General features: G+C 59.6%; 20 protein-coding genes. 16 read left to right on the top strand and 4 right to left on the bottom strand.

The features are described from left to right. The first annotated feature begins 7 nt into the window (after nt 1-7). From POF45_RS21780 to POF45_RS21770, 3 genes are all read left to right on the top strand, one after another. Nucleotides 8-2,710, top strand: coding sequence for a [protein-PII] uridylyltransferase (locus POF45_RS21780; RefSeq protein ID WP_259499869.1), 2,703 nt, complete (start codon nt 8-10; stop codon nt 2,708-2,710). A gap of 151 nt (nt 2,711-2,861) precedes the next feature. Then, entirely contained in the window at nt 2,862-4,061 is a 1,200-nt protein-coding gene (dapC, locus tag POF45_RS21775) for a succinyldiaminopimelate transaminase (RefSeq protein WP_259499868.1), read from the top strand. 229 nt (nt 4,062-4,290) lie between these two features. Further along, nucleotides 4,291-5,037, top strand: a complete 747-nt coding sequence (locus tag POF45_RS21770; protein ID WP_282316697.1) for a M12 family metallopeptidase — start codon at nt 4,291-4,293, stop codon at nt 5,035-5,037. A gap of 20 nt (nt 5,038-5,057) precedes the next feature. Here POF45_RS21770 and POF45_RS21765 read toward each other — a convergent pair whose 3' ends face one another. Continuing rightward, nucleotides 5,058-6,689, bottom strand: a complete 1,632-nt coding sequence (locus POF45_RS21765) for a Na+/H+ antiporter (protein ID WP_259499864.1) — start codon at nt 6,687-6,689, stop codon at nt 5,058-5,060. Between the two features lie 276 nt (nt 6,690-6,965). On the opposite strand from POF45_RS21765, the gene POF45_RS21760 reads away from it, so the two are divergent. From POF45_RS21760 to POF45_RS21745, 4 genes are all read left to right on the top strand, one after another. After that, nucleotides 6,966-7,328: an ArsC family reductase gene (locus tag POF45_RS21760; protein WP_282316696.1), complete on the top strand. Its 363-nt coding sequence runs from the start codon at nt 6,966-6,968 to the stop codon at nt 7,326-7,328. 33 nt (nt 7,329-7,361) lie between these two features. Continuing rightward, a complete protein-coding gene (gene dapD / locus POF45_RS21755) occupies nt 7,362-8,396 on the top strand; it encodes a 2,3,4,5-tetrahydropyridine-2,6-dicarboxylate N-succinyltransferase (RefSeq protein ID WP_259499862.1) in 1,035 nt (344 codons plus the stop codon). Nucleotides 8,397-8,518: 122 nt separating this feature from the next. Next, nucleotides 8,519-9,724: an aminotransferase class V-fold PLP-dependent enzyme gene (locus POF45_RS21750; RefSeq protein WP_259499860.1), complete on the top strand. Its 1,206-nt coding sequence runs from the start codon at nt 8,519-8,521 to the stop codon at nt 9,722-9,724. Further along, nucleotides 9,721-10,128, top strand: a complete 408-nt coding sequence (locus POF45_RS21745) for a SufE family protein (protein ID WP_282316695.1) — start codon at nt 9,721-9,723, stop codon at nt 10,126-10,128. Before POF45_RS21750 ends, POF45_RS21745 begins: the two co-directional genes overlap by 4 nt. Before the next feature lie 138 nt (nt 10,129-10,266). Here POF45_RS21745 and tcdA read toward each other — a convergent pair whose 3' ends face one another. Then, nucleotides 10,267-11,076 carry a tRNA cyclic N6-threonylcarbamoyladenosine(37) synthase TcdA gene (gene tcdA / locus POF45_RS21740; RefSeq protein WP_282316694.1) on the bottom strand — a complete coding sequence of 270 codons (810 nt, stop codon included), beginning with the start codon at nt 11,074-11,076 and terminating at the stop codon, nt 10,267-10,269. A 276-nt stretch (nt 11,077-11,352) separates the two neighbouring features. Here tcdA and POF45_RS21735 point away from each other — a divergent pair, with 276 nt between their 5' ends. The 4 genes from POF45_RS21735 (at nt 11,353) to POF45_RS21720 (ending at nt 16,599) form a co-directional block, all read left to right on the top strand. Further along, a complete protein-coding gene (locus POF45_RS21735; RefSeq protein ID WP_282316693.1) occupies nt 11,353-13,944 on the top strand; it encodes a glycosyltransferase in 2,592 nt (863 codons plus the stop codon). A gap of 235 nt (nt 13,945-14,179) precedes the next feature. Further along, nucleotides 14,180-15,331, top strand: coding sequence for a succinyl-diaminopimelate desuccinylase (dapE, locus tag POF45_RS21730; protein ID WP_259499850.1), 1,152 nt, complete (start codon nt 14,180-14,182; stop codon nt 15,329-15,331). Next, a complete protein-coding gene (locus tag POF45_RS21725) occupies nt 15,331-16,140 on the top strand; it encodes a putative RNA methyltransferase (protein ID WP_282316692.1) in 810 nt (269 codons plus the stop codon). The genes dapE and POF45_RS21725 overlap by 1 nt, the downstream gene beginning before the upstream one ends. A gap of 81 nt (nt 16,141-16,221) precedes the next feature. Beyond that, nucleotides 16,222-16,599 (top strand): hypothetical protein, encoded by a 378-nt coding sequence (locus tag POF45_RS21720; RefSeq protein WP_282316691.1) that lies wholly within the window; start codon nt 16,222-16,224, stop codon nt 16,597-16,599. 113 nt (nt 16,600-16,712) lie between these two features. Here POF45_RS21720 and POF45_RS21715 read toward each other — a convergent pair whose 3' ends face one another. Then, nucleotides 16,713-16,922, bottom strand: a complete 210-nt coding sequence (locus tag POF45_RS21715) for a cold-shock protein (protein WP_259499845.1) — start codon at nt 16,920-16,922, stop codon at nt 16,713-16,715. 166 nt (nt 16,923-17,088) lie between these two features. Between POF45_RS21715 and plsB the strand changes: the two genes are divergently transcribed. From plsB to POF45_RS21690, 5 genes are all read left to right on the top strand, one after another. Next, nucleotides 17,089-19,593: a glycerol-3-phosphate 1-O-acyltransferase PlsB gene (gene plsB, locus POF45_RS21710; protein WP_259499843.1), complete on the top strand. Its 2,505-nt coding sequence runs from the start codon at nt 17,089-17,091 to the stop codon at nt 19,591-19,593. Nucleotides 19,594-19,750: 157 nt separating this feature from the next. Continuing rightward, complete coding sequence (locus POF45_RS21705) at nt 19,751-20,383, top strand: YbaY family lipoprotein (RefSeq protein WP_282316690.1); 633 nt, start codon at nt 19,751-19,753, stop codon at nt 20,381-20,383. Between the two features lie 82 nt (nt 20,384-20,465). Further along, nucleotides 20,466-20,804, top strand: coding sequence for a YbaY family lipoprotein (locus POF45_RS21700; protein ID WP_259499841.1), 339 nt, complete (start codon nt 20,466-20,468; stop codon nt 20,802-20,804). A 158-nt stretch (nt 20,805-20,962) separates the two neighbouring features. Continuing rightward, nucleotides 20,963-21,361, top strand: a complete 399-nt coding sequence (locus POF45_RS21695) for a YbaY family lipoprotein (RefSeq protein ID WP_259499840.1) — start codon at nt 20,963-20,965, stop codon at nt 21,359-21,361. Between the two features lie 25 nt (nt 21,362-21,386). Continuing rightward, a complete protein-coding gene (locus tag POF45_RS21690) occupies nt 21,387-22,076 on the top strand; it encodes a DUF4197 domain-containing protein (protein WP_282316689.1) in 690 nt (229 codons plus the stop codon). A 1,842-nt stretch (nt 22,077-23,918) separates the two neighbouring features. On the opposite strand, the gene POF45_RS21685 is transcribed toward POF45_RS21690, so the two are convergent. Next, a complete protein-coding gene (locus POF45_RS21685) occupies nt 23,919-26,993 on the bottom strand; it encodes an efflux RND transporter permease subunit (RefSeq protein WP_282316688.1) in 3,075 nt (1,024 codons plus the stop codon). Nucleotides 26,994-26,997: the final 4 nt, after the last annotated feature.

Genomic DNA, 26,997 nt, shown 5'->3' with positions numbered 1-26,997 from the left:
CCAATCGATGCCGCAGGTGGATCCCGAACTTTTCGACCGCGGCCAGTTCCAGGCCGAACTGGCGTTGAAGGCAAGCCCGATTGCAGCGTTCAAGAAGGCCATCCGCCAGGCCCGCGACGTACTTGACGGGCGCTTTCGCAGCGGCCGGGACATTCGCCGGCTGATCGAGGACCGCGCCTGGTTCGTCGATAACATCCTGCAAAAGGCCTGGGAACAGTTCAACTGGAGCGAAGACGCCGATATCGCGCTGGTCGCGGTCGGCGGCTACGGTCGCGGGGAGTTGCACCCCTACTCCGACATCGATTTATTGATCCTGCTGGACAGCGCCGACCACGAAGTTTTCCGCGACTCCATCGAGCGCTTTCTGACACTGTTGTGGGACATCGGCCTGGAAGTCGGCCAGAGCGTTCGCTCGGTCGACGAATGCGCCGTCGAGGCCCGCGCCGACCTGACCGTTGTCACCAACCTGATGGAAAGCCGCACGATCTGCGGCCCCGAGCGTCTGCGCCAACGCATGCTGGACGTCACCAGCACCGCGCACATGTGGCCGAGCAAAGAGTTTTTCCTGGCCAAACGCGCCGAGCAAAAAGCCCGTCATCACAAGTACAACGATACCGAATACAACCTGGAACCCAACGTCAAAGGCTCGCCCGGTGGCCTACGGGATATTCAGACAATTCTGTGGGTTGCCCGTCGTCAATATGGCACCTTGAATCTGCGCGCCCTGGCCGGTGAAGGTTTTCTGGTCGAGAGCGAAAATGCCTTGCTGGCTTCTTCCCAGGAATTCCTGTGGAAAGTGCGCTACGCCCTGCACATGCTCGCCGGCCGCTCCGAAGACCGCCTGCTGTTCGACCACCAGCGTTCCATTGCCGGACTCCTGGGTTTTGCAGGCGATGATGCCAAGCAAGCCATTGAAAACTTCATGCAACAGTATTACCGGGTGGTCATGAGCATTGCCCAGCTCAGCGACCTGATCATCCAGCATTTCGAAGAAGTCATTCTGGCGCCGGAAGACGAAGCGCCGCCGCAACCGATCAACTCGCGGTTCCAGTTGCACGACGGCTATATCGAAGCACGCAACAACAATGTGTTTCGCCGTACGCCGTTCGCCATGCTCGAAATCTTCGTGCTGATGGCCCAGCAGCCGGAAATCAAGGGCGTGCGGGCCGATACCATTCGCCTGCTGCGCGAGCACCGGCATTTGATCGACGACGATTTTCGCAACGATATTCGCAATACCAGCCTGTTCATCGAGCTGTTCAAGTGCAAGATCGGTATCCATCGCAACCTGCGCAGGATGAACCGCTACGGCATTCTCGGGCGCTACCTGCCGGAGTTCGGTTTTATTGTCGGGCAGATGCAGCACGACCTGTTTCACATTTATACGGTCGACGCCCACACCCTGAACCTGATCAAGCACCTGCGTAAGCTGCAGTACACCCAGGTGTCAGAAAAATTTCCGCTGGCCAGCAAGCTCATGGGCAAGCTGCCCAAGCCCGAGCTGATTTATCTCGCCGGTCTCTACCATGACATCGGTAAAGGCCGGCACGGCGATCACTCGGAAATCGGTGCGGTGGATGCCGAAGCGTTCTGCCAGCGGCATCAATTGCCGGTGTGGGACAGCCGCCTGATCGTCTGGCTGGTGCAGAACCACCTGGTGATGTCGACCACCGCTCAGCGCAAGGACTTGTCCGACCCGCAGGTAATCCACGACTTCGCCCAGATCGTCGGTGACGAAACCCACCTTGATTATCTGTACGTGCTGACCGTCGCCGACATCAACGCCACCAACCCGACGCTGTGGAACTCCTGGCGCGCCAGCCTGCTGCGCCAGCTCTATACCGAGACCAAGCGCGCCTTGCGCCGGGGCCTGGAAAACCCGGTGGACCGCGAAGAGCAGATCCGCCAGACCCAACGCGCCGCGCTGGACATTCTGGTACGCGGCGGCACCGATCCAGACGATGTCGAGCAGCTGTGGTCGCAGTTGGGCGATGACTACTTCCTGCGCCATACCGCCGGCGACGTCGCCTGGCACAGTGATGCGATCCTCCAGCAACCCGCCGATGGCGGCCCCCTGGTACTGATCAAGGAAACCACCCAGCGCGAGTTCGAAGGCGGCACGCAGATCTTCATCTATGCACCGGACCAGCACGACTTCTTCGCCGTGACCGTGGCGGCGATGGACCAGCTCAACCTGAACATTCACGATGCCCGGGTCATCACCTCCAGCAGCCAGTTCACCCTCGACACCTACATCGTGCTCGACACTGACGGCGACTCGATCGGCGATAATCCGACGCGGGTCAAGCAGATCCGCGACGGCCTGACCGAAGCCCTGCGTAACCCGGACGACTACCCGACGATCATCCAGCGCCGGGTGCCACGCCAGCTCAAGCACTTCGCGTTCGCGCCCCAGGTGACGATCCACAACGATGCGCAACGTCCGGTCACCGTGCTGGAACTCAGCGCACCGGATCGCCCGGGCCTGCTGGCGCGGATCGGCACGATTTTCCTGGAGTTCGACCTGTCGTTACAGAACGCAAAGATTGCCACCCTCGGCGAGCGGGTAGAGGACGTATTTTTCATCACCGATGCGCACAATCAGCCGCTGTCCGACCCGCAACTGTGCAGCCGTTTGCAGGATGCAATCGTCGAACAGCTGAGCGTCAACCAGGAACCGGATATCAAACTGTCGCGCCTGAGCATCTGAATCAACACATTTCCCCCTGTGGGAAAGCGCCAGTGTGGGAGCTGGCTTGCCTGCGACAGCATCACTTCGGTGTACCTGACACACCGAGGCGGCTGCATCGCAGGCAGGCCAACCCCCACACAGGCCCGTTCCCACATTAAAAGAGGCCCCCATGAACAACGCCCTGTCCCAGCTGCAGCCTTACCCGTTCGAGAAGCTCCGCGCCCTGCTCGGCAGCGTTACGCCAAACCCGGACAAGCGTCCGATCGCGCTGTCCATCGGCGAGCCGAAACATCGCTCGCCAAGTTTCGTCGCCGAAGCGCTGGCCAGCAATCTGGACCAGATGGCCGTGTACCCGACCACCCTCGGCATCCCGGCCCTGCGCGAAGCCATCGCCGGCTGGTGCGAGCGCCGCTTCAACGTGCCGAACGGCTGGCTCGACCCGGCGCGCAACGTGTTGCCGGTCAACGGCACCCGCGAAGCGTTGTTCGCCTTCACCCAGACCGTGGTCAATCGTGGCGAAGACGCGCTGGTGGTCAGCCCGAACCCGTTCTATCAAATCTACGAAGGCGCCGCGTTTCTCGCCGGGGCCAAGCCGCATTACCTGCCGTGCCTAGATGAGAACGGCTTCAATCCGGATTTCGATGCCGTATCGGCTGATATCTGGAAACGCTGCCAGATCCTGTTCCTGTGCTCGCCAGGCAACCCGACCGGCGCACTGATCCCGGTTGAAACCCTGAAGAAGCTGATTGCTCTGGCCGACGAATACGACTTCGTGATCGCCGCCGACGAGTGCTACAGCGAGCTGTACTTCGACGAACAGACGCCGCCACCGGGCCTGCTCAGCGCCTGCGTGGAACTGGGCCGCAAGGACTTCAAACGTTGCGTGGTATTCCACAGCCTGTCCAAGCGCTCCAACCTGCCAGGCCTGCGTTCTGGCTTCGTGGCCGGCGATGCCGATATCCTCAAAGGCTTTCTGCTGTATCGCACCTACCACGGCTGCGCGATGCCGGTTCAGACCCAACTGGCCAGCGTGGCCGCCTGGAATGACGAAGTGCATGTTCGCGCCAATCGCTCGTTGTATCGCGAGAAGTACGATGCCGTACTGGCGATCCTCAGCCCGGTAATGGATGTGCAGCGCCCGGATGGCGGTTTCTATCTGTGGCCGAACGTCGAGGGCGATGACGAGGCATTCTGCCGTGACGTGTTCGTAGAAGAACATGTCACCGTCGTGCCGGGTTCTTACTTGTCGCGGGAAGTTGATGGCGTCAATCCGGGCGCCGGTCGAGTGCGCATGGCACTTGTTGCACCGCTGGCGGAGTGCGTCGAGGCGGCAGAGCGTATCCGCGCTTTTATCACTCGAACCCAGTAAACACCAAGTTAATAAAAGGACCAGACTGTGCAATGCAGTCTGGCCCCTCACAAACATCACGTACACATCACGTACACATCACGAATTCAAATTCAACTTTATTCAGCAGCATTTCAAACTAACATTTAAACCGAACAACCACTGCGCATCAAACAAGGTGCAGAGCAACGCATCTAAATATTCGCAACCGGCCACCAAGGCCCACTGCCTCAAAACATGGAAGTTACTGATGACCCCCACAAGACCTTGTATTATCGAACACCCCGCGGACATTCTCGCCTCTTATGACGCCGCCATCACCGAAAACCCGGCCAACGCGCCACTCACCCCATCCAACCGCAAGAAAAGGTCCGTCGGCACACATACGAAATACTGGAAGCCAGGTAGAACACTAAAAATTGCCATAGCCGATTTTGGTGATGAGCTGGTCCAGGCCGTCAAGGATGGCATCAACACATGGCAACCCCATGTCAATCTTCACTTCCACTTTATCGAGCTTCCTGACAACGATGAATTATATGAGGGCGATATCAGAATCAACTTGTCGCCGCTTAGCGACGGCACCGGAAGTTCACACATCGGAACGGACGCCTTGAATGCTCGCCCTCATCACACGACCATGACCCTGGGCACCGATCACACCTCTTCTTATTTTAAATACACTGTGATTCATGAGTTCGGGCACGCCTTGGGCTTAATGCACGAACATCAACACCCCGATGCGAATATTCCTTGGAACAAGGAAAAAACATACACGCTTTACAAACTTAAATTTGGATGGTCAAAAGCCCTGGTTGACGCCAACCTTTTTCCTGTAGATCGCCAAAGCCAGCAAAGTTACACCCCGTATGATCGACACTCGGTAATGCACTATCCAGTATCAAGCGATTACACCCTTGGTGGCTGGGAGCAGACCCTAAACACCAGACTCAGCGCAGCGGATATAGCATTCGCTCAAAAGATTTATCCAAAATAACCAGTCTTCAGGTAATGCCGTCATTTCACCGAACCAAGGTTTGCCTCACTCAAATCCAGTTCACCCAGCACTTCGCGCAACACGTCATCACCAATCTGGTGATGACGGCTAAGGCTATACAATTCCAGGCGCTGCGCCCGCAGCGCCTTCAAGCGCAGACGCCGCTCCAGCAAGTCCATCTGAAACGCCAGGGCCTGGGCTTCGGCAGAATCGTTGAATACCTCCAACTGGTGGCGATACTCGGACATGATCCGCGCCTTGAGCTCGGCGGCCAGCGCCGCCTGTGCGGCATCCTGGGGCGTGGCTTCCTCGGCCTCCAGCGCGTGAATGGCGGCTTCAGCGGTCTTGCGCCAGGCGTCACGTACTTCGTTACGGCGTTTGTCGTCGGGGCTTTTTTCGATGCCGCGCAGCAGCAACGGTAAAGTGATACAAGCCGCAATCAGCGACAGCAAAATCACCCCGGCAGCGATGAAGATCAGCAGGTCACGCTCGGGAAATGCTTCACTGCCGATCAGCAACGGCACCGACAACACACCCGCCAACGTCACCGCACCGCGCACCCCACCCACGGTCAGCAACCAGCAGGAGCGGGCCGTAGGCACCAGCGTCAATTCGCCCTTGCCGCGCCAGCGCCGCAGCAAACCAGACAACCGCCAGATGCTCTGCACCCAGACAAACCGCAATACCAGCAGCACCAGGAAAATCGCCGCCACGTCCAGGCAACGGTAGAACAGCGTCGGCCACAACGAGGTTTCGTGGCTGGCCACAGCCTTGATGATGTCCGGTAACTGCAACCCCAACAGCAGGAAAATCAACCCGTTGAAGGCAAACTCCAGCAACGACCAGACGCTGCGATTGAGCAATCGGGTACTGGTCTGACGCGGCAGCAGATCGAGCCAGCTCTGCATCATCCCCGCCGCCACGGCGGACAAGATCCCGGACACGCCCAGTCGTTCGGCCAATACGTAGGCCGCAAACGGCAGCAACAACATGAACACCACGTGGGTCGCCGGATCATCCCAGCCACGAGCGATCATCCATGAGCGCAAACGCCCGACCAGCCAGCTCAATGCCACGCCGACGGCCAGGCCGCCGAGCGCCACCAACACAAACGTCAGGCTGGCGTTGGCCAGCGAGAACACGCCGGTCACTGCGGCAACCAGTGCAAACTTGAACGTCACCAGACCCGAGGCGTCATTCATCAGGGCCTCGCCCTGCAACATGTGCATCAGCGGGGTCGGCAAGCGGTTCTGGGAAATCGCCGAGACGGCCACGGCGTCGGTCGGCGACAGCACGGCGGCCAACGCGAAGGCCACCGGCAACGGGATCGTTGGCAGCAACCAATGGATGAAATAGCCAGCGCCGACCACCGTAAACAGCACCAGCCCCACCGCCAGCGTCAGGATCGGCCCTCGCAGGCGCCACAACTCACGCTTGGGCATGCGCCAACCATCGGAAAACAGCAGCGGCGGCAGGAACAGAAAAAGGAACAGTTCCGGGTCCAGCGCCACATGCAGACCCAGGGTCGGCCACGCCAGTAACGCCCCCGCGCCAATCTGTACCAACGGCAACGGCAGCGGGATCACCCGTCCGACCAAACGTGAAACACTGACCAGCATCAGCATGATCAGGACGGTATAGGCGGTTTGCATAACGCTGATTTCCCAGACAATCGACAGCTTTGAAGTGCCATATTAGCCGCGTGGGCTGACGCCTGACCGTAACACCAATGTCGCATCCTGCGGAACACCACCAGTCCACTGTGGGAACGGGCTTGCTCGCGAAGGGGTCAGGTCAGTCAATGTTGATGTCGACTGACACGTCCTCATCGCGAGCAAGCTCGGCTCCCACAGGTTTTGCGCTTTAACCGAATGACCATGGCATAATCCGGGACCTTTTTTTTCAGCACCTGTAAAGGGGGCAATTCCTTGACCGTTTCAAGCAAAACGTTGCACCTTTTCGGCATCAAAGCCTGCGACACCATGAAAAAGGCGCGCACCTGGCTCGATGAACACGCTGTCAGCTATGACTTCCATGATTACAAGACGGCCGGAATCGACCGTGAACACCTGACCCAATGGTGCGACGAGCACGGCTGGCAAGTGGTGTTGAACCGCGCAGGCACGACCTTTCGCAAACTCGACGACGAACGTAAAGCCGATCTCGACCAGTCGAAAGCCATCGAACTGATGCTCGCGCAACCCTCGATGATCAAGCGCCCGGTGCTCGATCTCGGTGACCGAACCCTGATTGGCTTCAAGCCAGATATCTACGCGGCCGCACTCAAGTAAGGCTGCCCGTTCAATTTTGTTAGAGGTATAACCATGTCCACTACCCTGTTCAGCCTGGCCTTTGGTGTCGGCACTCAAAACCGTCAAGGCGCATGGCTGGAAGTGTTCTACGCGCAGCCACTGCTCCACCCCTCGGCCGAACTGGTCGCGGCCATCGCGCCAATCCTGGGCTACAGCGAAGGCAACCAGGCCATCGCCTTCAGCACCGCTCAGGCGTCGCAACTGGCTGAAGCGCTGAAGAGCGTCGACGCTGCCCAGGCCGCGCTGCTGACCCGTCTGGCAGAAAGCCACAAGCCGCTGGTCGCCACTATTCTGGCCGAAGACGTACAACTGACTTCCACGCCAGAGGCCTACCTCAAGCTGCACCTGCTGTCTCATCGTCTGGTCAAGCCTCATGGCCTGAGCCTGGCCGGTGTGTTCCCACTGCTGCCGAACGTGGCCTGGACCAGCCAGGGCGCGATCGATCTGGCCGAGCTGGCCGAACATCAACTCGAAGCCCGCCTGCGCGGCGAGTTGCTGGAAGTGTTCTCGGTGGACAAGTTCCCGAAAATGACCGACTACGTGGTGCCGGCTGGCGTGCGTATCGCTGACGCCGCACGTATCCGCCTGGGCGCCTACGTGGGCGAAGGCACCACCGTGATGCACGAAGGCTTCGTCAACTTCAACGCCGGCACCGAAGGCCCGGGCATGATCGAAGGCCGCGTCTCGGCTGGCGTGTTCGTCGGCAAAGGTTCGGACCTGGGCGGCGGTTGCTCGACCATGGGCACCCTGTCGGGCGGCGGCAACATCGTGATCAAGGTTGGCGAAGGCTGCCTGATCGGCGCCAACGCCGGTATCGGTATCCCGTTGGGCGACCGCAACACCGTTGAGTCGGGCCTGTACGTCACCGCGGGCACCAAAGTGGCGCTGCTGGACGACAGCAACAACCTGGTCAAGGTGGTCAAGGCCCGTGACCTGGCCGGTCAGCCGGACCTGCTGTTCCGCCGCAATTCGGAAACCGGCGCCGTGGAATGCAAAACCCACAAATCGGCGATCGAACTGAACGAAGCGCTGCACGCTCACAACTAAGCACCACATGACCCTCTGTGGGAGCGAGCCTGCTCGCGAAGGCGTCCGTGAGGACGCGAAAAAGCTTCGCCGAGCAGGCTCGCTCCCACAGGGTCCGGCGTAACCCACCAGGGCCCGACAGCATGATGATTCCCTCCCCCTGGCGCGCCGACTTTCCGGCCATCGCCGCATTGCAACGGCAAGACCAGACGTATCTGGACAACGCCGCCACCACCCAAAAACCTCAAGCCCTGCTGGACGCCCTGGCGCACTATTACGCCAATGGCGCGGCCAACGTGCATCGGGCGCAACACCTGCCCGGCGCCCACGCCACCCAGGCGTTTGAAGATAGCCGAAGCAAGGTCGCGCAATGGCTCAATGCCCGCGATTGCGGGCAGATCGTCTTTACCCACGGCGCCACCAGCGCGCTGAACCTCCTGGCCTATGGCCTGGAACACTTGTTTCATCCGGGCGACGAGATCGTCATCAGCGCTCTGGAGCATCACGCCAACCTGCTGCCGTGGCAGCAACTGGCGCAACGTCGCGACCTGAAACTGGTGATTCTGCCGCTGGACGCCGAAGGCGTGATCGATCTGGCCGCCGCCGTGCACCTGATCGGCCCACGCACACGGCTGCTGGCCGTCAGTCAGCTATCCAACGTGCTTGGCGCCTGGCAGCCGTTGCCTGCGTTACTGACGATGGCCAAGGTGCACGGCGCCTTGACCGTGGTCGATGGCGCGCAAGGCGTTGTCCATGGCCGACACGACGTGCAGGCGCTGGGCTGCGACTTCTATGTATTTTCCAGCCACAAGCTCTATGGCCCCGATGGCTTGGGCGTGCTGTTCGGGCGCAATGAGGCCCTTGAACAATTGCGCCCGTGGCAGTTTGGTGGCGAAATGGTGCTTGATGCCAATTACCATGACGCCCGCTTTCGCCCGGCGCCATTGGGCTTTGAAGCCGGTACGCCGCCCATCGCCAGTGTGATCGGGCTCGGCGCAACGCTCGATTACCTCGGCGCGCTGGATCAGGAAGCCGTTTCGGCCCATGAAGCGGCATTGCACGACTACCTGTTAAAGGGACTGCAAGCGCGCAATGGCATTCGCCTGCTGGGCAAACCGCAATTGGCACTGGCAAGTTTTGTCGTCGAGGGTGTGCATAACTCGGATCTGGCGCACTTGCTGACCGAACAGGGCATTGCCGTACGCGCCGGTCATCACTGCGCCATGCCGCTGCTCAAGAGCCTGGAGCTGGCCGGGGCGATTCGCGTGTCGCTGGCGCTGTACAACGATTCTGAAGATCTGGAACGCTTCTTCGAAGCGCTGGATCAGGCGCTGGAGCTGCTGCGATGAGCCTGCCCGTCGATGCGACTACTGCGCTGGAGACATTTCAGAAGGCCGCTGGCTGGGAGCAACGGGCACGGCTGCTGATGCAGTGGGGCGAACGTCTTCCGGCATTGAGCGATGTGGATAAGGTCGAGGCCAATCGTGTGCATGGCTGTGAAAGCCAGGTATGGCTGGTGGGCCAGTTACAGGATGGCCACTGGCAGTTCAGCGCCGCTAGCGATGCACGCATGATTCGCGGGCTGGTGGCATTGTTGCTGGCGCGGGTCAACGGGTTGTCGGCGGCTGAGTTGCGACAGGTGGATTTGCCCGACTGGTTCAATCAGCTTGGGCTGAGCCGGCAGTTATCGCCGTCGCGCAGTAATGGCCTGAACGCCGTGCTTCAGCGGATGCACGAACTGAGCTTGCAGTAGGACCTGTATGAATGCGGTTCAAATGTGGGAGCTGGCTTGCCTGCGATGACTGAGTGTCAGTCAACATCTCTGTTGAATGTCACACCGCTATCGCAGGCAAGCCAGCTCCCACATTTGATCTTTGTACGACCGTGAAATCTATGAGGCCTTGGCCCGATCCGCCGGCCGCCGCACACCCGCCACAATCTTGTCCACCGCCTTGGTCGCCGCGACCATGCCGAACGTCGCCGTCACCATCATCACCGCGCCAAAGCCCCCGGCACAGTCAAGTTTCACACCATCGCCAACAAAACTTTTCTGCAAGCAGATGCTGCCATCCGGTTTCGGGTAGCGCAGTTGCTCGGTGGAAAACACACAAGGCACGCTGTAATGACGCGTCACGGTGCGGGAAAAACCATAATCGCGGCGCAACGTGGAGCGTACTTTCGAGGCCAGCGGATCATTGAACGTGCGGTTCAGGTCGCACACCTGAATCAAGGTCGGGTCGATCTGCCCGCCCGCCCCGCCGGTGGTGATGATCTGGATCTTGCGGCGTTTGCACCAGGCAATCAGCGCCGCCTTGGCGTTCACGCTGTCGATGCAGTCGATCACGCAGTCGATGTTCGGCGTGATGTACTCGGCCATGGTCTCGCGGGTGACGAAATCCGCCACCGCGTGCACCGTGCAATCCGGGTTGATCCCGCGCAAACGCTCGGCCATGACCTCGACCTTGAGTTTGCCGACCGTGCTGTCCAGCGCGTGCAACTGCCGGTTGGCGTTGCTCACGCACACGTCGTCGAGGTCGAACAGCGAAATCTCGCCCACGCCACAACGGGCAATGGCTTCCGCCGCCCAGGAACCGACACCACCAACGCCAACGATAGCGACATGGGCCGAGCGCAAGCGCGCCAGGCCTTCTATGCCATATAAACGGGCGATGCCGGCAAACCGTGGATCTTCTGTACTCATGACCATTACCCCAAAAACCGGCGCGCATTATAGGGCCGACAGCGGCCAAGAGCATCTTTGCGCTATGAACGGCAACAAGGCCTGCTTTAATGGGCCTGCGCAGCGCGAAGTTTGACCTTCCAGCCATGAGTGTAAGAACTTATGTCAAAGTGCAGTGCCCAATGTCGGCTTTTCCCTGCCCGCTGTACGGTCAGTGAACACACGGTGTAGGATGCGCGCCGCTTGGCAATCGCCGACCGTTCCTTCGTTCCACAGCCTTTGGAACCCGAAATAGCTATGTCATCGCGTAAATTTGGACTCAACCTGGTCGTGGTGCTCGCCATCGCAGCCTTGTTTACCGGCTTCTGGGCGCTGATCAACCGCCCGGTCTCCGCCCCCAACTGGCCTGAACAGATCTCCGGTTTTTCGTACTCGCCGTTTCAACAAGGCCAGTACCCGCAGAAAGACCAGTACCCGACCGACGATGAAATGCGTCGCGACCTGGAGATCATGAGCAAGCTGACGGACAACATCCGTACGTACTCAGTCGATGGCACCCTGCAGGACATTCCCCGGTTGGCGGAAGAGTTCGGCCTGCGGGTGACCCTGGGTATCTGGATCAGCCCGGACCAGGAGCGCAACGAACGCGAAATCCTGCGCGCCATCGAGCTGGCCAACACCTCGCGCAGCGTGGTTCGTGTGGTGGTCGGCAACGAGGCGATTTTCCGCAAGGAAATCACCGCCGCCGACCTCAGCGTGATCCTCGATCGCGTGCGCGCCGCCGTGAAAGTACCGGTAACCACGTCCGAGCAATGGCACGTCTGGGAAGAACACCCGGAACTGGCCAAGCACGTCGACCTGATCGCTGCCCACGTTTTGCCTTACTGGGAATTCATCCCGGTGGACAAGGCTGGCCAGTTCGTTCTCGACCGCGCCCGGGACCTGAAAAAGATGTTCCCGAAAAAACCGCTGCTGCTCTCGGAGGTTGGCTGGCCGAGCAACGGTCGTATGCGCGGCGGCACCGATGCCAGCCCGGCAGATCAGGCGATCTACCTGCGCACCTTGGTCAACAAGCTGAACCGTCAGGGTTTCAACTACTTCGTGATCGAAGCGTTTGACCAACCGTGGAAGGCCAGCGACGAAGGTTCGGTAGGCGCTTACTGGGGCGTGTTCAACGCCGCACGCCAGCAGAAATTCAACTTCGAAGGCCCGGTGGTAGCAATTCCGCAATGGCGCGTGCTGGCTATCGGCTCTGCCGTACTGGCGCTGCTGTCGCTGACCCTGCTGATGATCGACGGCTCGGCCCTGCGCCAACGCGGCCGCACATTCCTGACCTTTATCGCGTTCCTGTGCGGTTCGGTGCTGGTCTGGATCGGTTATGACTACAGTCAGCAATACAGCACCTGGTTCAGCCTGACGGTGGGCTTCCTGCTCGCCCTTGGTGCGCTCGGGGTGTTTATCGTGCTGCTGACCGAGGCGCACGAACTGGCTGAAGCGGTCTGGACCCACAAGCGCCGGCGTGAATTCCTGCCGGTAGAAGGTGATTCGCACTACAGACCAAAAGTCTCGATCCACGTGCCCTGCTACAACGAGCCGCCGGAGATGGTCAAACAGACCCTCAATGCCCTAGCCAACCTCGACTATCCGGACTTCGAAGTCCTGATCATCGACAACAACACCAAGGACCCGGCGGTCTGGGAGCCGGTGCGCGATTACTGCGAAACCCTGGGCCCGCGCTTCAAGTTCTTCCACGTCGCGCCGCTGGCCGGCTTCAAGGGCGGCGCGCTGAACTACCTGATTCCGCACACCGCCAAGGACGCCGAAGTCATTGCCGTGATCGACTCGGACTACTGTGTCGACCCGAACTGGCTCAAGCACATGGTGCCGCACTTCGCCGATCCGAAAATCGCCGTGGTGCAGTCGCCGCAGGATTATCGCGACCAGAACGAAAGCACCTTCAAAAAGCTCTGCTACGCCGAATACAAAGGCTTCTTCCACATCGGCATGGTCACCCGTAACGACCGTGACGCGATCATCCAGCACGGCACCATGACCATGACCCGGCGCTCGGTGCTTGAGGAATTGGGCTGGGCCGACTGGTGCATCTGTGAGGACGCCGAACTGGGTCTGCGTGTGTTCGAAAAAGGCCTGTCGGCGGCGTACTACCACACCAGCTACGGCAAAGGCCTGATGCCCGATACCTTTATCGACTTCAAGAAACAGCGGTTCCGCTGGGCCTATGGCGCGATTCAGATCATCAAGCGGCACACCGCCAGCCTGCTGCGCGGCAAGGGCACCGAGCTGACCCGTGGCCAGCGTTACCACTTCCTCGCGGGCTGGTTGCCGTGGGTGGCGGACGGCATGAACATCTTCTTCACCGTCGGCGCGCTGTTGTGGTCGGCGGCAATGATCATCGTGCCGCAACGGGTCGATCCGCCGCTGCTGATTTTCGCGATCCCGCCTTTGGCGCTGTTCGTGTTCAAGGTCGGCAAGATCATTTTCCTCTACCGCCGTGCGGTTGGGGTCAATCTCAAGGATGCGTTCTGCGCGGCGCTGGCCGGCCTGGCGTTGTCGCATACCATTGCCAAAGCAGTGTTGTACGGCTTCTTCACCAGCAGCATTCCGTTCTTCCGCACCCCCAAAAACGCCGACAACCACGGCTTCTGGGTGGCGATTTCGGAAGCACGCGAAGAGGTGTTCATCATGTTGCTGCTATGGGGCGCGGCGCTGGGGATCTTCCTGGTGCAGGGCCTGCCGAGCAACGACATGCGCTTCTGGGTGACCATGTTGCTGGTACAGTCGCTGCCGTACCTGGCAGCGCTGATCATGGCGTTCCTGTCTTCGCTGCCCAAACCGGTGGCCGAGCCTGAGCCTGCACCGGCTGTCTAAATCAGTACAGATGCACTAAACGGCGGCCAATGGCCGCCGTTTTGCTTTAAGATAACCGCCATTTTGCAGGGCTTGACGGAATACGGTTTGCCGATAAAACCGCAATCCCTGTGGGAGCGAGCTTGCTCGCGATGGCGGTGTAACAATCAACGTTTATGTTGACTGACACACCGCCATCGCGAGCAAGCTCGCTCCCACATAGTCCATGCCCAATTTCAAGCTTCCGGAGTTTTCCATGACGGCCCACGCCGACCTTTCGCCGACCCTCCAACTCGCCATCGATCTGATCCGCCGTCCGTCCGTGACGCCGGTCGACGCCGATTGCCAGAAGCAGATGATGCAGCGCCTGGGCGATGCCGGTTTCAAGCTGGAACCGATGCGCATCGAAGATGTGGATAACTTCTGGGCTACCCACGGTAAACACGACGGCCCGGTGCTGTGCTTCGCCGGTCACACCGACGTGGTGCCGACCGGTCCGGTTACCGCCTGGCAGATCGACCCGTTCAACGCGCTGATCGACGAACACGGCATGCTCTGCGGCCGTGGTGCGGCAGACATGAAAGGCAGCCTGGCGTCGATGACCGTGGCCGCCGAGCGTTTCGTCGCCGACTACCCGGATCACAAAGGCAAGGTCGCTTTCCTGATCACCAGCGACGAAGAAGGCCCGGCGCATCACGGCACCAAGGCTGTGGTCGAACGCCTGGCCGCACGCAACGAGCGCCTGGACTGGTGCATCGTCGGCGAACCATCGAGCACCACGCTGGTGGGTGACGTGGTCAAGAACGGCCGTCGCGGCTCCCTCGGCGCCAAGCTGACCGTTCGCGGGATTCAGGGCCACGTGGCCTACCCACACCTGGCGAAGAACCCGATCCACCTCGCCGCCCCGGCCCTGGCCGAATTGGCCGCCGAGCATTGGGACCACGGTAACGACTTCTTCCCGCCGACCAGTTTCCAGATTTCCAACGTCAACTCCGGCACCGGCGCGACCAACGTGATCCCCGGTGATCTGGTGGCGGTGTTCAATTTCCGTTTCTCCACCGAATCCACCGTCGAGGGCCTGCAAAAGCGCGTCGCCGACATCCTCGACAAGCACGGCCTGGACTGGCACGTCGACTGGGCGCTGTCCGGCTTGCCGTTCCTCACCGAACCAGGTGCCCTGCTGGACGCCGTCGCGTCGAGCATCAAGGACATCACCGGTCGCGAGACCAAGGCATCCACCAGCGGTGGTACGTCCGACGGGCGCTTCATCGCAACCATGGGCACCCAGGTGGTTGAACTGGGCCCGGTCAACGCAACGATTCACCAGGTCAACGAGCGGGTACTGGCTGCCGACCTCGATGTGCTGACCGAAATCTACTACCAGACCCTGATCAAGTTGCTCGCCTGATGCTGGCCTGCCCGATCTGCAGCGAACCGCTGAACGCGGTGGACAACGGCGTGGCCTGCCCCGCCGGGCACCGTTTCGACCGCGCGCGCCAGGGTTATCTGAACCTGCTGCCGGTGCAGCACAAGAACAGCCGCGACCCTGGGGATAACCTGGCGATGGTCGAAGCCCGGCGCGATTTCCTGAACGCCGGGCATTACGCCCCCGTGGCCAAGCGTCTGGCAGAACTGGCCGCCGGCTACGCGCCGCAGCGTTGGCTGGACATCGGCTGCGGCGAGGGCTACTACACCGCGCAGATCGCCGAGGCGCTGCCGAATGCCGATGGCTACGCGCTGGATATTTCCCGGGAAGCCGTCAAACGCGCGTGCAAACGCAATCCGGCGCTGACCTGGTTGATCGCCAGCATGGCACGGGTGCCTTTGGCGTCCGGTAGCTGCCAGTTTCTCGCCAGTGTCTTCAGCCCGCTGGACTGGGAAGAAGCCAAACGCCTGCTCAGCCCCGGCGGCGGCTTGATGAAAGTCGGGCCGACCAGCGGCCATCTGATGGAATTGCGTGAAAGCCTGTACGACGAAGTGCGCGAATACACGGATGACAAGCATCTGGCGTTGGTGCCGGATGGCATGGCGCTGGAACATAGCGAAACATTGGAATTCAAACTGACGCTTGCCAGCGGTCAGGATCGTGCCAACCTGCTGGCCATGACGCCCCACGGCTGGCGCGCCAGTGCCGAACGCCGGGCGGCGGTCATCGAACAGGTCGAACCGTTCGAGGTCACCGTGTCGATGCGCTACGATTATTTCGCACTTCAATAACGATCAATTTTGGCCTTGAGCAGTGGCTTGAGGCCGGCTAAATCCGCGAATGGATTTTTCAAGACAACAGTGAGGACATCCATGCGCCAACCCGATATCGAGATTTACCTGAAAGACGCCGACGTCGACTACAAGGCCATCGCGGCCTGGCTCGGCGCAGCGCTGGGCCCATGCACCGACTGGGTACAGAAAGGCCAGACCTACAAGTGCAAGGCCGGCAACGTGCCCGTCACCTGGCTGCCGAAGGCTGTAGGAAAATGGAACAGCCTGTACCTGGAAAGCGACCAGACGCCGTGGGACGACGACATCGCCTGTGCCCGCGCAGCCTTTGCCGCGCTGAACGTCGAAGTGCGTTGCGCGCCGGGTACCTGGGTCGAGGAAGAAGGTGAAGAGACGGCGGATCGCTGGATGCGCATCAGCGCTGATGGTGAAGAAGAGATCACCTGGAAAACCGCGTAAAAACCACACACAAAAACCTGTGGGAGCGAGCTTGCTCGCGATGAGGCCCTATCAGTCAACATCAATGTTGAATGCTCGCTCCCACAGTGTCTGGTGTGACCCGCGGATCGGGTTTACAGACCTACCACATCCTCAGCCTGCAACCCTTTCTCACCGGTCACCACGGCATATTCAACCTGCTGGCCTTCGGTCAGCGAGCGGTGGCCCTCGCCGCGAATGGCGCGGTAGTGCACGAACACGTCCACCCCGTCCTCGCGTTGAATGAAGCCATAGCCCTTGGCATCGTTAAACCACTTCACGTTGCCGGTTTCGCGTGTAGACATGAGTCATTACCCCTTCTTTTTATTGTTGGACGGGCGAGTATATGACAGCCGCGAAAACTCTCAACTACAGAATGGATGCCCGCTTTTTTGCCGATTTTCGGCGAATCCGGCACACTATCCACCGCCCGAGCATTTGCTTGGTTTTAATCACTCACGCAGAAGCCGTATGACCCGCTCCCCGTTCCGCCGTCTTGTGTTTGGCACCCTGCGCCGACTGCTGTACCTCTGGGTTCGCTCGGAGACGATCAACCAGTCGTCGTTCACCCTCAACCTCGACCGCAGTCGTCCGGTGTTCTACGTCCTGCAAAACCCTTCGCTGACCGACCTGGCCGTGGTCGACACCGAGTGCACCAAGGCCGGCCTGCCGCGTCCGGTGCTGCCAGTGTCGGTGGGTGATCTGCTGGAGCCCGCCGCGTTCTTTTACCTGACGCCGGAGCCCGACTTCCTCGGCCGCCAGGACAAACGTGGTGCGCCGCCAACCCTGACCCGGCTGGTCAGCGCGCTGAGCCAGAATGCTGCCGAAGATGCGCAGATCATCCCGGTCAGCGTGTTCTGGGGCCAATCGCCGGACAGCGAATCGAGCCCGTGGAAACTGCTGTTCGCCGACAGCTGGGCGGTCACCGGGCGTCTGCGCCGCTTGCTCAGCATCATCGTGCTGGGGCGCAAGACCCGCGTGCAGTTCTCCGCACCGATCCACCTGCGCGAATTGATCGACCACAACAAGGGCCACGAGCGCACCGTACGTATGGCCCAGCGCATCCTGCGGGTGCACTTTCGCAACCTGAAAGCCGCCGTGATCGGCCCGGACATTTCCCACAGGCGCAATCTGGTCAAGGGCCTGCTCAATCAGCCGCTGGTCAAGCAGGCCATCCTCGACGAAGCCGAGCGCGAGAAAATCTCCCCGGAAAAAGCCAAGGCCCAGGCCCTGCGCTACGGCAACGAGATCGCCTCGGACTACACCTACACCGCCATCCGCTTTCTGGAAGTGGTGCTGAGCTGGTTCTGGAACAAGATCTACGACGGCATCAAGGTCAACCACATCGAAGGCGTGCAAAAGGTCGCCCAGGGTCACGAAGTGATCTACGTGCCGTGCCACCGCAGCCACATCGACTACCTGTTGCTGTCGTACCTGCTGTTTCGCAACGGCCTGACCCCGCCGCACATCGCCGCCGGGATCAACCTGAACATGCCGGTGATCGGCAGCCTTCTGCGGCGCGGCGGCGCGTTCTTCATGCGCCGCACGTTCAAGGGCAACCCGCTGTACACCTCGGTGTTCAACGAATACCTGCACACCCTGTTCACCAAAGGCTTCCCGGTCGAGTACTTCGTCGAAGGCGGCCGCTCACGCACCGGACGCATGCTGCAACCAAAAACCGGGATGCTCGCCATCACCTTGCGCAGTTTCCTGCGCTCGTCACGCATGCCCATCGTCTTCATTCCGGTGTACATCGGCTATGAGCGCGTCCTGGAAGGCCGGACGTACCTCGGCGAGCTGCGTGGCGCGAGCAAGAAGAAAGAGTCGATCTTCGACATTTTCAAGGTCATCGGCGCCCTCAAGCAGCGCTTCGGCCAGGTCGCGGTCAACTTCGGCGAGCCGATCAAACTGGCGGAATTTCTCGACAGCGAGCAGCCGGACTGGCGCCAACAGGAACTCGGCCCGCAGTACAAACCGGCCTGGCTCAACGAAACCACCAACCGCCTCGGCGAGAAAGTCGCGCAGCATCTGAACGAAGCCGCGGCGATTAACCCGGTCAACCTGGTGGCGCTGGCGTTGCTGTCCACCACCCGCCTGGCCCTGGATGACCGCGCCATGGCGCGGGTTCTGGACTTGTACCTGGCACTGCTGCGCAAAGTCCCGTATTCGCCGCACACCACGCTGCCGGAAGGTGATGGCCGCGCGTTGATCGAGCATGTGAAGGACATGGACCTGTTGTCCGAACAAAGCGACGCACTGGGCAAGATTTTGTATCTGGATGAGCAAAACGCCGTCCTGATGACCTACTACCGCAACAACGTGTTGCACATCTTCGCCCTGCCAGCACTGCTCGCAAGCTTCTTCCAGAGCGCATCGCGCATGAGCCGCGAACAGATCCTGCGCTACGCGCGTGCGCTGTACCCGTACCTGCAAGCGGAGCTGTTCATTCGCTGGTCCATGGACGAACTGGACGCGGTCATCGATCAATGGCTCGACGCCTTCGTCGAACAGGGCCTGCTGCGTTTCGAGAACAACGTGTACCTGCGTCCGGCGCCGAGCTCGCGGCATTTCGTGCTGCTGACGCTCCTGTCGAAAAGCATTGCCCAGACTCTGCAACGCTTCTACATGACCGTGTCGCTGCTACTCAACAGCGGCCAGAACACCCTCAGCGCCGAAGAACTGGAAGACCTGTGCACGGTCATGGCCCAGCGCCTGTCGATCCTGCATGGCCTCAACGCCCCGGAATTCTTCGACAAGAGCCTGTTCCGCCACTTCATCCAGACCATGCTTGACCTCGACGTGCTGCGCCGCGACGAAGCCGGCAAGCTGAGCTACCACGAACTGCTCGGCGAACTGGCCGAAGGCGCAGCCAAGCGAGTGTTGCCGGCAGAAATTCGCTTGTCGATCCGTCAGGTGGCGTTGCACCGCAGTGAAGATGCGGCCGAGTTGGTCAAGCCCGCTGATCCATCCAGATAACGACGTTCCTTTTTCATGGCAGGAGCAAGGACGCTTCTGATCTATCCCGTTTTAAATTCGCCTCCGATCACCGGAAACTGCCTACATAAGGTTCGACCTCACGACGCTATTCTGTCAGCACGTCATTTTCGACGATTCATTTGATAAGGAAATCAAAATGAGCCTCTATGTCATTACTGCAACTTTTCATTTGCCCGATGACTATGCCCTGCCCGACACCGGGGGCACTGAAGTCAAGATACGCAACATCACGGACCGAGCAACACCAATCAATCACAGTGTGTGGGGGACGCCGCGACTCCCGACTGAATCTCCCAAACGATTTACCTTCAACATTGACTCCGACTCGACCGCGGTAGGCGACGAGTTTGCAATCAACGTCAACATGACACATGAAGGCACTGAGTTATTACTTGATATCGAGCACACTTTCAGATGGGGCGGCGACAATGAGGAAGTTGATATTCACCTCAGCCCCGTGGGTTATATCTCAGTCCATAAAACCTTCATGCCCAGGATTGCCTATCCTGAAGACTCGAAGATGACGGTCAAGCTGATTGAAAAGCCTGCAGACGGTGGACCGGAAATTGTTGTGACCGAGGGCAGCATCCTGACCGCTGCCACCCAACCGTTCTACCTGCGTTATAACCCGCAGACTATCAAACCGGCACAACGTTACAGACTGACAGCCGTGTTTGAGATCCAAGGGGGCAAACACTTGACCCTCGGTGTACATCCCCGCGAGTTGGTATTGATGCCAGAGAAGAAACTAATGTCGTTTGGAGGCTGAACTCTCCCCTCACATGATTCATGGCCGTGAGTATGAGTAGACAACGGGGCTTTACCGAAAAATATCAGATAAGGAAATCAACATGACTAACAGCACCAGAACTATCGGTGGCAAGGTTCACTATCTTCCGAGAATCGGGCTTATTCGGAACTCGACGCTTTATGTCATCCTGGAAGACGTCTCCCGGGCCGATGTTCCCGCCAAAAAACTTGCCTCCCAGATCATACCTAATGCAGAAGTCGCAGGTTTGAGCTTTAACCTTGAGTACGACGATGTAGATGTAATCCCTGGCCACAGTTATGCGATCAGTGCACACATCAAAACCGACGACCGCCTGATCTTTACGACCACCGAACGTCATTCTGTAGAGCTGGGTGTCGACTATTTGCAACCACTGGAAATTCTGGTCCACCTGGTTTAACGGCCATCCTTCACAAAAAACTGATGGTGACTGCCCCCCCGCGCAAGCTGTCACAGCAGTCGTTTGTAAAAAAGTCAGCGGGCGATTTTGCCGTTGAAATCCGCTAAATTGTCGTTGGCGTCGATCTTCTTCTGATGCCAATGACAAGGATCCGCTTCATGAAAAAACTTTCTCTCCTTGGACTTGCCGCTTTGCTATGCGCCTGCCAATCCATACAACCCGCCGCCAAAACCAGCCTTGATGGCGAAGTCTTCTACCTGCAACGCATCGCCCTGCCACCGAGTGCCGTTCTGAGCGTCAGCCTGCAAGATGTCTCCCTCGCCGACGCGCCGGCCGTGGTCCTAGACGAACAGAAAGGCCCGGTCAAAGGCCAGGTGCCGCTGCCGTTTCATCTGAGCTACGACCCGTCGCAGGTCAAACCCGGTCATCGTTATTCGGTCAGTGCACGCATTGAGGTCAACGGTGAGCTGATGTTCATCAGCACCGAGAACCATGCCGTGCAGCTGGATGGCAACGACCCTCAGCCGCTGAAAATCCGTGTCGATGCCGTCCGCTAATTCATTTTCGAACAAGGAAGCTGCCATGCTCCGCCCTACCCTCCGCTTCACCGCCCTGTGTGCAGGCTTGATGATGTCCGCCAGCGCCCTGGCGCTGTCGCTCAGCGACCTGTCGCAAGGCGATGCCACCGGTGGCCTCAAGGACGCCCTGACCCAAGGCGCGCAAATCGCCGTGAAACAACTCGGCGCGCCGGGTGGCTTCAGCAACAACCCGCAGGTGAAGATTGAATTGCCGGGCAAGCTGGGTAAAGTCGCCAGCAAGATGAAACAGTTCGGCATGGGTGATCAGGTCGATCAGCTGGAAACCAGCATGAACAAAGCGGCTGAAACGGCCGTGACTCAGGCGCAGCCGATCCTGGTAGATGCCGTGAAGAAAATGAGCGTGGCCGACGCCAAAGGCATACTCAGCGGCGGCAAGGACTCAGCCACCCAGTACCTGGACAAGTCCAGCCGTGAGCAGATTCGCGTCAAGTTCCTGCCTATCGTCAAGCAGGCCACCGACCAGGTTGGCCTGGCCAAACAATACAACTCGTTCGCCGGCCAGGCTGCGACCCTGGGTGTGCTGGATGCGAAGAACGCCAACATCGAAAACTACGTCACCGAGCAGGCGCTGAATGGCTTGTTCGAGATGATCGGCAAACAGGAAGAAACCATCCGCCAGAACCCGGCAGCTGCGGCCACCAGTTTGGCCAAGAAAGTATTTGGTACGCTCTAAGCGTTAAACCACAACAAAAGCCCGCTGGTTCAGCGGGCTTTTTCATGGGTGTTATTCCTGCGGATCCAGATGATCCGCACAGGACTTACCGATAACCAGGCTGCCTTCGCGAGCCTGCTCGCTCCCACAGTTTTGAGCGGTATACATCCTGGGGGAGATTGGTTGACTGGCTGGGCGTCTTCGCAGGCAAGCCAGCTCCCACAGTTGGATCGGGTGCATCTGGGAGAGATTGGTCGGCTGGCTGGGCGTCTTCGCGAGCAAGCCAGCTCCCACAGTTTTGAGCGGTGTACATCCTGGGGAGATTGGTTGGTTGCTGGGCCGCTTTCGCAGGCAAGCCAGCTCCCACAGTTTTGAGCGGTGTACATCCTGGGGGAGATTAGTTGGTTGCTGGGCCGCTTTCGCAGGCAAGCCAGCTCCCACAGTTTTGAGCGGTGTACATCCTGGGGAGATTGGTTGGTTGCTGGGCCGCTTTCGCAGGCAAGCCAGCTCCCACAGTTTTGAGCGGTGTACATCCTGGGGGAGATTGGTTGGTTGCTGGGCCGCTTTCGCAGGCAAGCCAGCTCCCACAGTTTTGAGCGGTGTACATCCTGGGGAGATTAGTTGATTGCTGGGCCGCCTTCGCAGGCAAGCCAGCTCCCACAGTTTTGAGCGGTGTACATCCTGGGGGAGATTGGTTGGTTGCTGGGCCGTTTTCGCAGGCAAGCCAGCTCCTACAGTTGGACTGGGTGCATCAGGGGGAGATTGGTCGGCTGTCAGGCCGCCTTCGCAGGCAAGCCAGCTCCCACAGTTGGACTGGGTGCATCTGGGGGAGATTGGTCGGCTATCAGGCCGCCTTCGCAGGCAAGCCAGCTCCCACAGTTTTGAGCGGTGTACATCCTGGGGAGATTAGTTGGTTGCTGGGCCGCTTTCGCAGGCAAGCCAGCTCCCACAGTTTTGAGCGGTGTACATCCTGGGGGAGATTGGTTGGTTGCTGGGCCGCTTTCGCAGGCAAGCCAGCTCCCACAGTTTTGAGCGGTGTACATCCTGGGGAGATTGGTTGATTGCTGGGCCGCTTTCGCAGGCAAGCCAGCTCCCACAGTTTTGAGCGGTGTACATCCTGGGGGAGATTAGTTGGTTGCTGGGCCGCTTTCGCAGGCAAGCCAGCTCCCACAGTTTTGAGCGGTGTACATCCTGGGGGAGATTAGTTGGTTGCTGGGCCGCTTTCGCAGGCAAGCCAGCTCCCACAGTTTTGAGCGGTGTACATCCTGGGGAGATTAGTTGGTTGCTGGGCCGCTTTCGCAGGCAAGCCAGCTCCCACAGTTTGGACTGGGTACATCAGAAGATATTGATCGGCTGGCTGGGCGTCTTCGCAGGCAAGCCAGCTCCCACAGTTGGATCGGGTGCACCTGGGAGAGATTGGTCGGCTGTCAGGCCGCCATCGCGAGCAAGCTCGCTCCCACAGAAAAGCAGAAGCAGAAGCAGATCCGCATCCCCCCCGCTCTTCACCACTCAACAGGCCGAGCGTTAGCTCGCCTGCAGCTCTTGATCTACCCGCCCCTTCGGGAGGCCGAGTGGAGGTGTTTATCTGGGGGTGGGCGCGTAGCGCCGTGCGGCGAAGCCGCACACATCGAGAGGAGGTCGTCGCGAAGCAGACCGTAGGCGATGCCCCCAGATGAATACCGGAGCGAGGGAACGCCGAGCCCGGGCGAGGCGCCGTACGCTCGGGGCGAGACTTTTTGGTTCCTTTTGTGACGTTTGACAAAAGGGACTCGCCGTAAGGGCGAAACCATAAGCCACCGTTACCGCACAAATGGATATACACACAAAACCCCAGGAGCATGGTCGGCCCAAAGGCCGCCAAGGTCACAACGGCCCACCCCGCTTGACCCGAAACCAGGCCGCATAAAGCGCAGGCAAAAACAGCAACGTCAACGCCGTCGCCACAATCAACCCACCCATAATGGCCACCGCCATCGGCCCAAAAAACACACTGCGCGACAACGGAATCATCGCCAACACCGCCGCCAGCGCCGTCAACACAATCGGCCGGAACCGCCGCACCGTCGCCTCGATAATTGCATCCCAGGGCTTGAGCCCCGCCGCAATATCCTGCTCGATCTGATCCACCAGAATCACCGAATTACGCATGATCATCCCGGAAAGCGCGATAGTCCCCAACATCGCAACAAACCCGAACGGCTGCCGGAACACCATCAGAAACAACGTCACCCCGATCAACCCCAACGGCGCCGTCAGAAACACCATCGCCGTGCGCGAAAAACTGCGCAACTGCAGCATCAGCAACGTCAGCACCACCACGATAAACAGCGGCACACCCGCCTTCACCGAGTCCTGCCCACGCGCCGAATCCTCAACCGTGCCGCCCACCTCCAGTAAATAACCGTCAGGCAATTCGGCACGAACCGGATCCAGCGTCGGCATGATCTGCTGCACCAGGGTCGCCGGTTGTTCCTTGCCATAAATGTCGGCGCGAACCGTCACGGTGGGCAGCCGATTGCGGTGCCAGATAATGCCCTCTTCAAAACCGTATTCCAGCGTGGCGATCTGCGACAGTGCCACACTTTTACCATTATCGGTGGGCACTGCCAGGCTCGGCAGCAACGACAACTCTGTGCGCTCACGCACCGTGCCGCGCAGCAGAATTTCGATCAACTCATTGTCTTCGCGATACTGGCTGACACTGGAGCCGGTCAGCGAACTCTGCAAGAACTTCGACAGGTTGGCCGTGCTCACGCCCAGCGCACGGGCGCGGTCCTGATCGATATTCAGGTACACGACTTTGCTTGGTTCCTCCCAGTCCAGATGAACGTTGGTCACATGCGGGTTTTCGCGAACCTTGGCCGCCACATTACGCGCCAGCGCACGGACTTCCTCGATGTATTCGCCGGTTATCCGGAACTGCACCGGATAGCCAACCGGCGGACCATTTTCCAGACGCGTGACCCGCGAGCGCAGGACCGGAAACTGTTCATTGAGGGTGTCGATCAACCAGGTGCGCAAGGTTTCGCGCTCCTCGATGGTTTTTGCCAACACCACAAACTGAGCGAAGCTTGCCGCCGGCAGTTGCTGGTCCAACGGCAGGTAGAAACGCGGCGAGCCAATGCCGACATACGCCACATAGTTATCAATGCCGGCGTGATCCTTGAGCAGCGCTTCGAGACGTTTGACCTCGCCGGCGGTGTTGCTCAGGGAAGCACCTTCGGCCAGCTTCAGATCGACCATCAGTTCCAGTCGCCCCGACGCCGGGAAAAACTGTTGCGGGACAAACCGGAACAGCACGACGGAGGCGATAAACAACACCACGGTCAGGGTAATCACGGTTTTTCGCCGACGCACACACCACCCCACCAGTCGCCGTACGCGCTGGTAAAACGGCGTGCCATACGGGTCAGGCTGGCCATCGCCAGTGCCGTGTTTTACGGCGTGAATTTTCGCCAGATCCGGCAGGAGTTTTTCCCCCAGATACGGCACGAACACCACGGCGGCAACCCACGATGCGAGTAGCGCAATGGTTACCACCTGGAAGATCGAACGGGTGTATTCACCGGTGCCCGATTGCGCGGTGGCAATCGGCAGGAAACCGGCGGCAGTGATCAGCGTGCCAGTGAGCATAGGAAACGCGGTGCTGGTCCAGGCGTAACTGGCAGCCTTGATGCGGTCGAAGCCCTGCTCCATTTTGATCGCCATCATTTCAACGGCAATGATCGCATCGTCCACCAGCAGCCCCAGTGCCAGCACCAATGCCCCAAGGGAAATCTTGTGCAGGCCGATGCCAAGGTAATACATGCAGGCGAAGGTCATCGCCAACACCAGTGGGATGGTGAGCGCCACCACCATACCGGTGCGCACGCCTAGCGAGAAAAAGCTCACCAGCAACACAATCACCAGCGCTTCCACCAATACCTGAACGAATTCGCCCACCCCGGTTTTAACCGCTGCCGGCTGGTCCGACACCTTGCGCAACTGCATACCGGCGGGGAGGTTTTTCTGGATGCGTTCGAACTCGACTTCCAGCGCCTTGCCCAACACCAGAATGTCGCCACCGTCCTCCATCGCTACGGCCAGGCCAATCGCGTCTTCGGCCATGAAGCGCATGCGCGGCGCCGGTGGATCGTTGAAACCGCGACGCACGTCTGCCACATCGGATATACGGAACGTGCGATCACCCACCCGGATCGGGAAGTGTTTTATCTGATCGACTGTCTGAAAATTTCCCGAGACCCGTAGCTGCAATCGCTCGCTTCCAGTCTCAAAGAACCCGGCCGTGGACACCGCATTCTGTTCTTCAAGCGCCTGCTGCACTGCCGCCAACGGCAGTCCGAGGGTAGCCAGCTTGACGTTGGACAGTTCGATCCAGATCTTCTCGTCCTGCAAACCGAGCAGCTCGACCTTGCCGACATTCTTGACCCGTTGCAGCTGGATCTGGATCCGGTCGGCGTAGTCCTTGAGCACCGCGTAGTCAAAACCATCGCCCGTCAGGGCGTAGATGTTGCCAAAAGTGGTACCGAATTCATCATTGAAAAACGGCCCTTGAATGCCGGGTGGCAAGGTCTGGCGGATATCGCTGATTTTCTTGCGGACCTGATACCACAGGTCCGGAATCTCGGCCGAATGCATCGAATCCCGGGCAACAAACGTCACTTGGGATTCGCCGGGGCGTGAGAACGAGATAATGCGTTCGTACTCGCCGGTTTCCATCAGCTTTTTTTCAATGCGCTCGGTCACCTGGCGCGAAACTTCCTGGGCTGTGGCACCCGGCCAATTGGTGCGGATCACCATGGCCTTGAAGGTAAACGGCGGGTCTTCGCTTTGGCCGAGTTTGGTGTAGGAAAGCGCACCGACGACGGCCAGCAAAAGCATCAGGAACAGTACGATCTGGCGGTTGCGCAGCGCCCATTCGGAAAGATTGAAACCCATCGAA

Source organism: Pseudomonas fungipugnans, assembly GCF_029955235.1.
GTDB classification, from domain to species: Bacteria; Pseudomonadota; Gammaproteobacteria; order Pseudomonadales; family Pseudomonadaceae; genus Aquipseudomonas; species Aquipseudomonas fungipugnans.
Note: the sequence above shows the minus strand (reverse complement) of the source record. Positions and strands in the feature narration are given on the sequence as shown.